At 42.7% G+C, this 11,983-nt stretch carries 14 protein-coding genes; 11 read left to right on the top strand and 3 right to left on the bottom strand.

From position 1 onward, the window contains the following. Nucleotides 1-3: 3 nt before the first annotated feature. Nucleotides 4-1,851, bottom strand: coding sequence for a HEAT repeat domain-containing protein (locus HZC34_02670; protein ID MBI5700737.1), 1,848 nt, complete (start codon nucleotides 1,849-1,851; stop codon nucleotides 4-6). A 303-nt stretch (nucleotides 1,852-2,154) separates the two neighbouring features. Next, nucleotides 2,155-2,385, bottom strand: coding sequence for a hypothetical protein (locus HZC34_02665; GenBank protein MBI5700736.1), 231 nt, complete (start codon nucleotides 2,383-2,385; stop codon nucleotides 2,155-2,157). 167 nt (nucleotides 2,386-2,552) lie between these two features. Here HZC34_02665 and folE point away from each other — a divergent pair, with 167 nt between their 5' ends. From folE to HZC34_02640, 5 genes are all read left to right on the top strand, one after another. Continuing rightward, nucleotides 2,553-3,137: a GTP cyclohydrolase I FolE gene (gene folE / locus HZC34_02660; protein ID MBI5700735.1), complete on the top strand. Its 585-nt coding sequence runs from the start codon at nucleotides 2,553-2,555 to the stop codon at nucleotides 3,135-3,137. 79 nt (nucleotides 3,138-3,216) lie between these two features. Beyond that, nucleotides 3,217-3,726: a four helix bundle protein gene (locus HZC34_02655; protein MBI5700734.1), complete on the top strand. Its 510-nt coding sequence runs from the start codon at nucleotides 3,217-3,219 to the stop codon at nucleotides 3,724-3,726. Beyond that, nucleotides 3,719-4,603, top strand: a complete 885-nt coding sequence (gene dprA, locus HZC34_02650) for a DNA-protecting protein DprA (protein MBI5700733.1) — start codon at nucleotides 3,719-3,721, stop codon at nucleotides 4,601-4,603. Before HZC34_02655 ends, dprA begins: the two co-directional genes overlap by 8 nt. Nucleotides 4,604-4,630: 27 nt before the next feature. After that, entirely contained in the window at nucleotides 4,631-5,893 is a 1,263-nt protein-coding gene (locus HZC34_02645) for a magnesium transporter (protein ID MBI5700732.1), read from the top strand. Nucleotides 5,894-5,898: 5 nt separating this feature from the next. Beyond that, nucleotides 5,899-7,152 (top strand): Nramp family divalent metal transporter, encoded by a 1,254-nt coding sequence (locus HZC34_02640; protein MBI5700731.1) that lies wholly within the window; start codon nucleotides 5,899-5,901, stop codon nucleotides 7,150-7,152. A gap of 79 nt (nucleotides 7,153-7,231) precedes the next feature. Here the strand turns inward: HZC34_02640 and HZC34_02635 are convergent, their stop codons facing one another. Further along, nucleotides 7,232-7,384 (bottom strand): hypothetical protein, encoded by a 153-nt coding sequence (locus HZC34_02635; GenBank protein MBI5700730.1) that lies wholly within the window; start codon nucleotides 7,382-7,384, stop codon nucleotides 7,232-7,234. A gap of 127 nt (nucleotides 7,385-7,511) precedes the next feature. On the opposite strand from HZC34_02635, the gene accC reads away from it, so the two are divergent. The 6 genes from accC to HZC34_02605 are packed head-to-tail and all read left to right on the top strand — an operon-like array spanning nucleotide 7,512 to nucleotide 11,975. Beyond that, nucleotides 7,512-8,858: an acetyl-CoA carboxylase biotin carboxylase subunit gene (gene accC, locus HZC34_02630; protein ID MBI5700729.1), complete on the top strand. Its 1,347-nt coding sequence runs from the start codon at nucleotides 7,512-7,514 to the stop codon at nucleotides 8,856-8,858. A 32-nt stretch (nucleotides 8,859-8,890) separates the two neighbouring features. After that, entirely contained in the window at nucleotides 8,891-9,268 is a 378-nt protein-coding gene (nusB, locus tag HZC34_02625) for a transcription antitermination factor NusB (protein ID MBI5700728.1), read from the top strand. Then, complete coding sequence (locus tag HZC34_02620) at nucleotides 9,249-9,608, top strand: hypothetical protein (GenBank protein ID MBI5700727.1); 360 nt, start codon at nucleotides 9,249-9,251, stop codon at nucleotides 9,606-9,608. The genes nusB and HZC34_02620 overlap by 20 nt, the downstream gene beginning before the upstream one ends. A 32-nt stretch (nucleotides 9,609-9,640) precedes the next feature. Next, a complete protein-coding gene (locus HZC34_02615) occupies nucleotides 9,641-10,297 on the top strand; it encodes a riboflavin synthase (GenBank protein ID MBI5700726.1) in 657 nt (218 codons plus the stop codon). Further along, on the top strand, nucleotides 10,297-11,523 hold the full coding sequence (locus HZC34_02610) for a bifunctional 3,4-dihydroxy-2-butanone-4-phosphate synthase/GTP cyclohydrolase II (GenBank protein MBI5700725.1): 1,227 nt from the start codon (nucleotides 10,297-10,299) through the stop codon (nucleotides 11,521-11,523). Before HZC34_02615 ends, HZC34_02610 begins: the two co-directional genes overlap by 1 nt. Continuing rightward, the gene (locus HZC34_02605) at nucleotides 11,511-11,975 is read left to right on the top strand and encodes a 6,7-dimethyl-8-ribityllumazine synthase (GenBank protein MBI5700724.1); all 465 of its coding nucleotides are present in this window, start codon (nucleotides 11,511-11,513) and stop codon (nucleotides 11,973-11,975) included. The genes HZC34_02610 and HZC34_02605 overlap by 13 nt, the downstream gene beginning before the upstream one ends. Nucleotides 11,976-11,983: the final 8 nt, after the last annotated feature.

The following is an 11,983-nucleotide window of genomic DNA, read 5'->3' as shown; positions in this document are numbered from 1 at the left end:
TATTTATTTCATGGCATCTGCAATTTTCGCGATACAGTTCTCTGCGAGATATGTAAACGGTTTATCATTTAAGCTGCTTTCAGATCGAATTATTGCGCAAAAAAATTCTAAACTCTCTTGGATAAAATATTTAGCTAATTTTTTAGTTGTTTTGGGGAATGTGGGGAAGGCCACGATTAAGTGCAAACAAATATCTCCAATGTTGCTAACGGTCAATTTCTTTTGAGTGGCGTCCATTGGAGGGATGGTATCCAGTTTTACTGGTTCTGATTCGCTTCCATTTGCAGTTAGAAGCCTTAGACTTATCCTCAATCCTTCCAGGAGGCGATGGATTGCTCCGGATTGGGAGTTAAACAACTGCTCTAGGCCTTCTAAAAATGAGTGTTCAAAAATAAAATAAATTGCCTCCGAACGCAATTCAGGTTCTTTCATTTCAATAGCCGAGACGAGTGCCAAAGCCGCTTCCGGGATGGAACTGGCCTCGGAAAAATAGCAAAGACAATCTTTGCGAAGCGCTAAAGGGATGGAAGAATCGTTCAGAATTTTTTGCAGGATGGGGACAAAAGCTTCGCGATGACTTAATTCCCTTCTTATCAGCCGATGGAACAAAATGGTATAATACTCTGCTTCTCTGTCAAATGTGTAGATAATTGATCTTAGCATAGAAGCCAAGACTTCGTGGTCTGCTCCCCGGCCCAAAATCTTTGCGATATCAATCCAAACCTCCTCGGAAAGACCATTTTTGGCTTGCTGGGCAAGAGCGGAAGAAATAAGCATCGGAACAACACTCGCGCTTTTTGCTCTGACTCTTCCAATAACTTCCTCTCGTCCAGTATTTTTCTCTAAAAAAATGTCAATTATTTGTTGTGTTGCTTCTTTGCCTGGCAGCCAGCTAAGCGCCTCTATGGCGTGGTCTTGCAAAATAGGATCAGGACCTCTCATTGCCGCGATAATGGCTGGAAGAGCTTTTGGGCTTCTTGTGCGTCCCAATGCCACACAAAAATAATCGCGGAATTCTTTGAGTCCCGGATCAAGAATTGCCGCTTTCAGCGGCTCCACTATCTCTTCTGTATATATATGTCTTGGTTTATTTAGCCAAAAACATTCCTGGGTAAGCGAGCAACGGGTGCCTACGGGAATTTCTGGGTCCGAAACGATTTTAAGGGCCATGGCAGGCCCGCCATATCTAATGAGAACTTCTTCTGCATAACACTTGAATTCGCAAGCAAGACTTATTACTATCATGCAATCGGAAGGATCATGCTGGTTTTTCATATCTTGAATGGAAGCTCTTTTATAAATCGCATAAACCAGATCGAGAATATCTGCTGGGGGTTGATGGTCTTCAAAAAATTTAAGCGCCCGCATTACAATTGGAAAAGAAAGACGCAATGCTGGGGCAACAAAGGAGCGTTCTTCATCCGGGCGAATTGCATCTATATTAAAATTTCTAATCTCTTGAGCTATCTTTTCACTTGCCTGGGGAAGACGCTCTAGGATTTCTTTGCCCCCCTTATACCACAGGGGGACAAGCAATTCCGGGATAAATTTTAATACTGGCTCGCCTCCTATCTTTGTTAGAGCGGCAATTAGTCTGTCCCTAACAGTCTCATCTACATCATCAACAAGATAAAGCTTATCTTTTAACATCGAAACTACCGCATCCCCCGCTTGAACGAAGAAATTCACAGCTATTCGCGCTTTTTTTTCATCAGTTGTTTCCATTAATAACTTGAGCATAATTTTGACTTGACTTTCATGAGGCAAAGAAAATGGCTTGCCTATTTGCATAGGTACTCGCAAGTCTCTTGATACGCTTAATCCTCTTCCGCTTATTCCACCTGGCTTCATTTTGTTTCCCTCCTGATCTTGCTTTACTTAGGGGATTAAAACCCCTACAATGAGACCCCTGAAAAATCAACCCATTTTCCCATAGATTATCTTTTTCTCTTTGGCCTCACATATATATCGACAGCCCCACCGAAGATTTCACTATGGAGTAAACTATTTTTTATGCCCGCAATCCTTTGATGCACAAGGAATACAGAGAGATCCGCTTTTGACATATTCTCTTGAAGTAGTAAACTATTGACACAGGAGGGATATAATGCTTAAAACGCCTGCTAAAGAAAAAACATTCTTTGACGATTTCATTCAGGCAAAAGCATTTTGAGGAGCTGATTGCGGCTGCAGGCATTGTGAATCATTGCATTGGAGTATTTTAGCCCAAAGCGAACTTTCCAGGTCATGCATTTTACCTAAATATCTTTTTAGTTCTGGAAGCGCTAAAACATCTTTTCTTTCTCCATCATTTAAACCAATATTATATCTAAATCTTGGCAGCGGCCTTGATGCATTTGGTAATAATCTTATAATGCCTGCCATGATTGATTATCTAAAAGAATTCCCAGTTAGCAACTCGGAAACCAGCGACTAAATCCCGATGTGGGAATCGGGACAAGCGTCGCGGTTTCCTCGTAGATTTTAGGAACCGCGAGCCGTGCCTGCCGGCAGGCAGGGTTCACTCGCAGGTTCCTAACTAGTCTCAATATATGAACGATAAACACAAAAATATTTTAATCAACAAGAAAAAGATCGAAAAAGCAGTAAAAGACATACTTTTAGCAATTGGCGAGGACGTAAACCGTTCAGGAATAAAAGATACCCCGAAACGGGTCGCTGAAATGTATGAAGAGGTTTTTTCAGGATTAAACGATGATCCATCCAAGAATTTGACCATTTTCAAACAAGAACAGCACGAAGAGATGATAATCGTTAAGGATATTCCGTTCTATTCGATCTGCGAGCATCATCTAATCCCATTCTTCGGAAAAGCACATGTTGTTTACATCCCAAAAAAGGGAAGGGTGACGGGACTTTCAAAGTTAGTTAAAGTTGTTGATGGGTTCGCCAAGCGTCCTCAAGTGCAAGAGAATTTGGTTTCTCAAATTGCAGATACTATGATGAAGAAGCTTGATCCTCATGGCGTATTAGTCGTTATCGAAGCCGAGCACTTATGCCTGTCAATGCGCGGAGTAAAAAAACCTGGATCAATGACCGTCACATCTGCCGTTCGCGGTGTTTTTAAGAGTAATGCAACTACAAGAGCGGAAGCTCTATCTTTGATTAAATCTTAGTCTTCTTCTGACGAATCTTCATCTAATTTAATGATATTTCTTGGTATGAGAATTGCTATATCTCTTTTGAGGTGATCCAATGGAAAAAGATGAAATCGGTTGCGGTTGCGCGACTGGAAACGTTGATAGGAATTCGTCGAAAAGATTTATCAGAGGGTATCAAGATTTAAATGTTTACAACGATTCATATAGGGCGATGCTCCAGATCTATAAAATTATTTTGCCAAAGCTTCCTCGTTCAGAATATGATCTAATCGACCAAATAAAACGTTCATGTAAAGCTGTCCCAAGATTAATTGCGGAAGGCCATTCAAAAAGGCATCAGCTCAAAGGTTTCCAGAAATATATTGATGATGCAATGGCCGAATCAAATGAAACAACAGTGTCATTGTGCCAAGTTAGAGACTTATGCGGACAATATGTTGATCTATTGATTTGCGAAGAGTTGATCGATCTGTACGACAAAATTAGCAGACAATTATATAAATTATCTATTTCATGGCAAAGGTTCACACTTAAAAAGATCTCCGCAACCGAACAACCCCAGACGATTCTAGCCGCGCAACCGAAAAACGAGAGTTATGAATGAATTTTCGTTAATAGGATTAGATGACGATAATTTTCCAAAACTCTTGAAAGAGATCCACGATCCTCCCAAGAAATTATATCTAAAAGGCAATCTATTACCGCAAGACGAAAGATCGATCGCGATCGTTGGTACAAGAAAGCCTAGCCATTACGGTTTATCAATTGCAAAAAGATTCGCGTATGAACTTTCAAATTTGGGAATCACGATCGTCTCGGGCCTGGCTGTTGGAATTGATACTACTGCGCACAATGGAGCTCTCGAGGCAAAAGGCCGCACAATAGCCGTTCTTGGTACCGGTATTAGTGTTATTTATCCATATGAAAACAAAGAACTCTATCAAAAGATTATCGAGTCGGGAGCAGTGGTTTCCGAACTTCAAGTCGATCAAAAACCTGCCAACTGGACATTCCCGAGAAGGAACAGAATTATTTCGGGACTTTCTCTTGGAACGATCGTCATCGAGGGCGGATATAAAAGTGGCGCAATGATAACCGCAAAATTAGCGCTCGACCAAGGCCGTGAAGTTTTTGCAGTACCAGGTAATATTGAATCGGAGTTGTCAAAAGGCCCTCATTGGCTAATAAAACAAGGTGCAAAACTTGTTGAGAATATTGATGATATATTAGATGAGCTTTCTCATATTATAGGAATTGAAAGGCAAAAAGAAAATGATGGACCGATCATACAAATCGACCATTCACAGCTTTCATTTGAAGAAAATCTGATATTAAAAGAAGTTTCCAAAATACCCGTACAAATAGATTCAATTGTTCATAATTCCAACCTAAATACTTCACAAGTATTAGTCCTGCTTTCACAATTGGAGATAAAGGGCATTATAAGGCAATTACCCGGCAAATTATTTGTTGTCATATAAATCATATCGGGTTAGAATAACATTATCATGATCTCATTCACCGAAATGTTCGCATCAGAACTATTTAATGGCCCTGTTGTGGACAGGAACCAGGAAAATATAGGTCGCGTTAAAGATATTATTGTCGACCTGAACCAGACTTTTCCTCAGGTCGTAGGATTACTGGTCAAGCGATCAGGAGATAAAAACCAAGTAAAAGTCCTTCTTATCGCCGAAATTGACCTTGTTGGCACCCAATTTATAGCAACAAAGACCGAAAAAGATAGGATAGCATGGGCGAACCTTCGTGAAGGCGACATTATGCTGATGCGAGACATTATAGACCAGCAGATAGTCGATCTTGACGGCGCGCGCGTAATAAGGGTGAACGATCTAAAGCTTGCAAAGGTTGAGCAAGACATACGATTGATCGCTGTCGATATCGGTTTTAAGGGAATGCTTCGCAGGTTGGGCATCGAAAGATCCGTATCCTGGTTCCTCTCTATTTTCAAGATCAAAATGCGCGATAATCTGATCGGCTGGGACCATGTGCAAAGCCTTTCTAAAGGTGAAGTAAAAGTGCCTACAAAAAATATCACCAATTTGCATCCATCCGATGTCGCACAAATAATATCGCAGATACGAACTGAAGACCGCGCGGCAGTATTTTCTACATTATCAGAAAAAGCGGCGTCTGAAGCTTTGCACGAACTGGAACCAATGCTTGCCGCGGTCCTTATAGCTAATCTGGATACAAAAAAAGCTCTTGGGATATTGGAAAAGATGCCGATAGACGAGACCGCTGATGTTTTGGGCGACCTTTCACTAGAAAAGTCGCAAGAGCTTCTCCGATTGATGCGCGTAAAAAAAGCGGAACAGATCAAAGCTCTCCTTAAGCATAAAGATGAAACGGCCGGCGGGCTCATGACGACCGAATTTTTATCCCTTTCCCAAAATTTGACTGTCGAAGAGGTCATAGAAAAATTGAGGGGAACAGCTCCAGGCGCCGAAACGATCTATTACTTGTATATAATAGATAATACTGATCGTCTCGCAGGTGTTTTGACGTTAAGGAACCTTCTTGTTTCCAGCCCGAAAACGGTAATATCCGAAATAATGATCAAAGATCCGATAACAGTTTCGCCTGAAATGAACCAGCGCGAAGTCGCGGGTTTGATATCTAAATATAATCTTCTTGCCGTTCCCGTAATTGACCACGATAAAAAGATGCTCGGGATCGTGACGGTTGACGACGTTATTGATTTTATCCTTCCTCCATTTTCCAGAAGAAAAAGGCAAATGCTGGGCTAAATAACATGATCAAATTCTTGACCGGAAAAAATTGGAATTATTGGAGATTGCGGCTGATGATCTTTTTATCGGTCGTAGGCCCGGGAATTATTACCGGGACAGCCGACAATGATGCGGGTGGTGTTGCAACTTATTCGATAGCCGGAGCGCATTACGGCTACAAAATGCTTTGGATCCTTATTTTGATCACATTTATGCTCTATGTTACCCAAGAAATGGGAATGAGGCTCGGTGTTGTGACAGGGAAGGGATTGGGAGACCTTATACGCGAAAAATTCGGGCTTAAATCCGCTTTGTTCATCATATCGCTTGTTTTCATCGCTAATTTTTCGAATATACTTGCCGATGTTGCAGGGATCGCGTCTGTAGCCGATATTTACCATATTCCCCGAGTCGTTTTCGTTACGGTCTTTGTCATCCTGATCTGGTATATAATCTTAAAAGGAAGTTTTAATTTTGTCCAAAATATCTTCCTGACGTCATGCATCTTGTTCTTCTGCTATATAGTTAACGGGTTTATCGCAAAGCCCGACCTTGTTGCTATGGCAAGAGGAAGTTTTGTCCCGTATTTGCCTTTGAACCGCGATTATATTTTTACTGCCACCGCTTTGATCGGTACTACTTTGACGGTATGGGGGCAATTTTTTATTCAGTCTTATTTTGTCGACAAAGGCGTAACAAAAAAGCAGATCAAAAGCGCTCGGCTTGATGTTTTTTTGGGGTCATTTTGGACGGACTTTGTAGCGTATTTCATAATTATTTCCGCTGCGGCGACATTATATATGAAGGGGATAAGGATCCAGAACGCTGTCGATGCGGCCATGGCTCTAGGCCCATTGCTCGGCGACCTGTCAAAACATCTTTTTGCATGGGGGCTATTGAACGCTTCTCTTCTTGGCACCTGCATAATATCTATGGGTACGGCTTATGCCTTAACCGAAGTTTTGGGCACAGAGAGGAAAGTCAACGCTATTTTTAGGGAAGCCCCCGTGTTCTATTCGATAATCGGGTTTTGTTTGTTTTTCAGCGCGATCCTTGTTCTGATCCCGAATTTGCCGATCATATTCATCTTGGTCGCTTCACAAGCGCTGAATACACTGATCTTGCCGTTCATTCTCTACATTATGTTAAGGCTTATAAACGATAAGAAATTGATGGGCAACCATACTAACGGAAAATTCTATAACCTGCTGGCGTGGATAACTATCGCGTGCTTTACGATCATTTCTTTTGTTATGCTTTACCTGATGTTCTTCTAGCGGGAAATAACTAAAACAAAAGTCCCGCGATGGTTCGATACGCTCACCATTCGAGGGACTTTTATAAGGGACAAAAAAATTATTTTTTCAACAATCTGTGCTTTTTGATCACATCCCATATCTTTTTTGTCATTTGGGTGACCGGGATTGGCTTTGCGCCGAAAACTTTTTCCAAAGTTTCTAAGCGGCCCTTGAAATTCACAGTCATGTTCTTTAATCCACCTTTTGCCATTGCTTATTTCACCTCGCTTTTTGTAAAAATTGTCTTTTGATTATTATTATAGTATACTTATTTCTTATTGCAAGGCCCCGATGTTTTTATTCTATATTAAATAGAGAATCGGGGCAAGGAGTATTTTATTTTTAAAAAAGTATTGATAGCCAACCGCGGGGAGATAGCAGTCAGGATCATCAGGACTCTCCGGGAGCTTGGCATCAGATCAGTCGCGGTCTATTCGGAAGCCGATCAAGATTCGCTTCACGTAAAATTGGCCGACGAGTCATTTTGCATAGGCCCTGCACAGCCGCAAAAGAGCTACTTGAATATTGCAAGTATCATTGCAGCTGCTGAAATATCCGGGGCAGAAGCTATCCATCCCGGGTACGGCTTTTTGGCAGAAAACGGAAAGTTTACTGAAATTTGTTCCGAGCATAAGATAAAATTCATCGGACCTACAAAAGAAGCCATGGAAAAAATGGGCGACAAGAGCACCGCCAAAAAGACCGTTCAAAGAGCGGGGGTTCCTGTTGTGCCGGGATCCGACGGCAACCTTAAGGATGAAAACGAGGCCATAAAAGTTGCTAACAGCATCGGATATCCGGTTCTTATCAAAGCTACAGCCGGCGGCGGCGGGAAGGGCATGAGGATCGTAAGGCAAGAGAGCGAATTGGCCCATGCTTTCAAAATGGCGAGCACCGAAGCTGAAGCCGCTTTTGGCAACAAAGAGGTATACCTTGAAAAGTATATCGACGAGCCGCGCCATATCGAAGTCCAGATATTAGGTGACGAGCACGGCAATATTATCCATTTGGGAGAGCGGGATTGTTCGATCCAGAGGCGCCACCAAAAATTGGTGGAAGAAGCATTGTCGCCCGTCGTCGATCAAAGGCTTAGGGAAAAGCTTGGCTCTGCTGCAGTCAAAGCCGCACGCGCGGTAAAATATTCGAGCGCAGGCACCATAGAATTCATTTTCGACGGGAAAGGCCGTTTTTATTTTATGGAAATGAATACCAGGGTGCAGGTTGAGCATCCGGTTACGGAGCTTGTATCAAATGTCGACATTATTAAAGAGCAGATCATGGCCGCGGCTGGCGAGAAGCTGACTATAAGCCAAAGGGACGTCCGCCTGAACGGCCATGCAATAGAATGCAGGATCAATGCGGAAAACCCCGACAAGAATTTTATGCCTAGCCCGGGAGAAATTAATATTTATTTGCCGCCGGGAGGCATTGGCGTCAGGGTGGACAGCCATGCATATTCGGGATATAAGATACTTCCCCACTATGACTCGCTTATCGCCAAACTTCTTGTTTGGGGGAAGACGAGAGCTGAAGCTATCGAGCGCATGAAAAGGGCGCTGGACGAATTTGTGATAGACGGGATACACACTACGATACCCTTTCACCAGAAAGTTATGGACAACGCGGCCTTCAGGTCGGGGAAATTCTCAACCCACTTCATCGAAAAAGAATTCCCGAAAGCGTAATGGGCAAGCGAACGACTGCCCGGCGGCTCTCGATGCAGGCATTATACGAAGCAGAACACGGGAATACCGCTATTTTAGATGCCATTGAACATGTGCTCGAAGAGAAGAACATAAGTACGGATTCCAGGGAATTTATAAAATATTTAGCCGAAGGCTCCTGGGACAACAAGGAAATAGCCGATTCGGTCATAAAAAAGTATTCAAAAGGCTGGAGAGTCGAAAGGATCGGCGGCGTCGACCGCAATATTTTAAGGCTTGCGATCTTTGAGATAAATGAAAAGGAAACTCCGTTCCAAATAGTCATAAATGAGGCGCTTGAACTTGCCAAGGAATTCTCAACTATCGAAGCTTCAAAATTTATTAACGGGATCTTGGGGGCGTATATTAAAGATGCTGAGCTTAAGAAATAAGCGCATTCTCATTCTTTTGTTGGTCGTTTTATTGCTGATATCTTTTTGCTCCCAATCTTTCGCTAAAAAGAAATATAAGAAGACTTACAGGAAAAAAGGCCTATATTACTACAAGCCAAAAACCTTAAAACTTTATCAGGAATTGGCGCTATCCCCAAAAATTTCCCAAGCTGATATGCCGAAAATCGAATCCATATTAAAAGAAAAGGGTGCAAATTCGATAAAATTCGACGTCATCCAAAATTCGATACAGGTCCAATACAGCTCAAAAGTTATGACGGCTGTAGACATCATGCAAATTCTTAAGGAACTTGGTTATTTTGTGGTAACTATTAATTGATTCTAATCTAAACCTATGCTAAAATAACACCAATGTTTACAGGCATTATCGAAGAGATCGGGACAGTTTACCTGTTCGTGCGCAAAGGGAATAATGCAAGCCTTTCGATTTCGCAGAAAAGGCCTTTTAGCGATATTGAGATCGGGAACAGTATTGCCGTAAATGGCGTTTGCCTCACTGTTGCTTCGATAAACCGTAATGCTTTGACTTTTGATGTTTCAGAGGAAAGCCTTCGAATATCGAACATATATTCTCTTAAAATCGGTTCAAAAGTTAATCTTGAGCGCGCATTGACTTTATCCACGCGTATTGGCGGCCACATAATGACAGGCCATATTGACGGTATCGTTGAAATGAAAGGCAAGATCGCAAAAGATGACGGATATGAAATATTGTTCAAGACTCCTGATAATTTAAGAAAATATATCATTGAAAAGGGATCTGTCGGCTTGGATGGGGTTAGCCTTACTGTCGCAAAACTAACCCAGGATGGGTTTATGGCAACGATCATCCCGCATACAACAAAGACAACGACGCTCGGACAAAAACAGATCGGCGATAAATTAAATTTTGAAGCCGATGTGCTTGCCAAATATTTGGAAGGCCTTCTTCATAATGATGCGCCAAACCAGACCGAGAAGGTTTTTTTAAATGCCGGCTTCCTGCCGATAGGGATTATCGATAACTGATGAAATTCAACTCAATTCAAGAAGCGCTAAAAGATATTGAAAATGGCCGCATGGTAATTGTTATCGATGACCATGACCGCGAGAACGAAGGCGACCTTGCCATGGCGGCGGAAAAGGTAACTCCTGACGCGATAAATTTTATGATAACTTTCGGGAGGGGTCTCGTTTGTGTTCCACTTGCAGAGGAGCGGATCGATGAATTAAAACTTTACCCTATGGCCGGCAATAATACCGACAAGCTTAAGACCGCATTTACCGTGTCTGTCGATGCTTCCTCAAAACACGGCGTAACAACCGGCATATCGCCGCGGGACAGGGCTAAAACAATCGAGGTCTTGATCAACCCGAAAACGAAATGTGAAGACATTTCATTCCCGGGCCATATATTCCCATTGCGCGCTGCCGCGGGCGGAGTCTTAAAACGGGCCGGCCATACCGAAGCCGCTGTCGACCTTTCCAAGCTTTCTTCCCTGTATCCCGCCGGGGTTATCTGCGAGATCATTAAAGATGACGGCGCAATGGCAAGGGTTGGCGACCTGTTCAAATTCGCCAAAAAGCACGGCCTTAAAATAATAACGATTGCCGACCTGATCAAATACAGGGTTAACCGTGAAAATTTTGTACAGAAGGTTTCAACCGCTAAACTCCCGACAAATTTCGGGATATTTAATGTTACAACATATGAGGACATGGTCTCCGGCGAACACCATTTGGCTATTATAAAAGGAAAAGTTTCCGGCGAAAAAGATGTTCTCGTAAGGGTCCATTCCGAATGTTTGACCGGCGATGTATTCGGGTCCAAGAGGTGCGATTGCGGCGAACAGCTCGAAGAAGCCCTGAAAAAAATTGAATTTTGCGGCCGCGGGGTTGTATTATATATGAGGCAGGAAGGCCGTGGGATCGGGCTTTTAAACAAGTTGAGGGCATACGAGCTCCAAGATAAGGGGTTTGATACTGTCGAAGCAAATAAAAAGCTTGGGTTTGCCCCTGACCTTAGGGATTACGGGGCAGGCGCCCAAATATTACGCGATCTTGGGCTGACATCTATCAGGCTGTTGACCAATAACCCTAGAAAGATCGTGGGCCTTGAAGGCTATGGCTTAAAAGTTGTTGAGCGCGTGCCGTTAGAGATATTGCCTAACGAGCATAATATTAGATATCTTAAGACCAAATCTAAGAAATTAGGTCATATTTTTACGGGAGGTAAGCAAAAATGGCGAAAATAATTGAGGGAAATTTGGACGCTTCAGGTTTGAAGGTTGCGATCATAGTTTCAAGATTCAATGATCTAGTGTCAAAAGGACTGCTTGACGGCGCAACGGACTGCTTAAAAAGGCACGGGGCAAAAGAAAATGCCGTTGATGTCGTATGGGTGCCTGGATCTTTTGAGGCTCCTCTGATCGCAAAAAAACTTGCGGCAGCAAAAAAATATGATGCTATAATTTGTTTGGGAGCCGTAATACGCGGTGCGACATCACATTTTGAATATGTGGCGGCGGAAGCATCAAAAGGGATCGCAAAAGTTTCGCTCGACAGCGGGGTTCCGGTAATATTCGGGATATTGACCTGCGATACGCTTGAGCAAGCATTGGAGAGGGCTGGAGCAAAACCTGGCAATAAGGGGTTTTCAGCCGCATTGTCCGCTATAGAACTTGCCAACATAGATAAGCAGATCTAGGGAAAGGG

Source organism: Candidatus Saganbacteria bacterium (assembly GCA_016223245.1).
Classification (GTDB): Bacteria; Margulisbacteria; WOR-1; order XYC2-FULL-46-14; family XYC2-FULL-37-10; genus JACRPL01.
Note: the sequence above shows the minus strand (reverse complement) of the source record. Positions and strands in the feature narration are given on the sequence as shown.

Coding starts and splice junctions, on each gene's coding strand:
- nusB (MBI5700728.1), top strand. CDS start 8,891: ATGCAGGCATTATACGAAGCAGAACACGGGAATACCGCTATTTTAGAT.
- folE (MBI5700735.1), top strand. CDS start 2,553: ATGAACGATAAACACAAAAATATTTTAATCAACAAGAAAAAGATCGAA.
- HZC34_02665 (MBI5700736.1), bottom strand. CDS start 2,385: ATGGCAGGCATTATAAGATTATTACCAAATGCATCAAGGCCGCTGCCA.
- dprA (MBI5700733.1), top strand. CDS start 3,719: ATGAATGAATTTTCGTTAATAGGATTAGATGACGATAATTTTCCAAAA.
- HZC34_02615 (MBI5700726.1), top strand. CDS start 9,641: ATGTTTACAGGCATTATCGAAGAGATCGGGACAGTTTACCTGTTCGTG.
- HZC34_02605 (MBI5700724.1), top strand. CDS start 11,511: ATGGCGAAAATAATTGAGGGAAATTTGGACGCTTCAGGTTTGAAGGTT.
- HZC34_02620 (MBI5700727.1), top strand. CDS start 9,249: ATGCTGAGCTTAAGAAATAAGCGCATTCTCATTCTTTTGTTGGTCGTT.
- HZC34_02655 (MBI5700734.1), top strand. CDS start 3,217: ATGGAAAAAGATGAAATCGGTTGCGGTTGCGCGACTGGAAACGTTGAT.
- HZC34_02640 (MBI5700731.1), top strand. CDS start 5,899: ATGATCAAATTCTTGACCGGAAAAAATTGGAATTATTGGAGATTGCGG.
- HZC34_02670 (MBI5700737.1), bottom strand. CDS start 1,851: ATGAAGCCAGGTGGAATAAGCGGAAGAGGATTAAGCGTATCAAGAGAC.
- HZC34_02645 (MBI5700732.1), top strand. CDS start 4,631: ATGATCTCATTCACCGAAATGTTCGCATCAGAACTATTTAATGGCCCT.
- HZC34_02635 (MBI5700730.1), bottom strand. CDS start 7,384: ATGGCAAAAGGTGGATTAAAGAACATGACTGTGAATTTCAAGGGCCGC.
- HZC34_02610 (MBI5700725.1), top strand. CDS start 10,297: ATGAAATTCAACTCAATTCAAGAAGCGCTAAAAGATATTGAAAATGGC.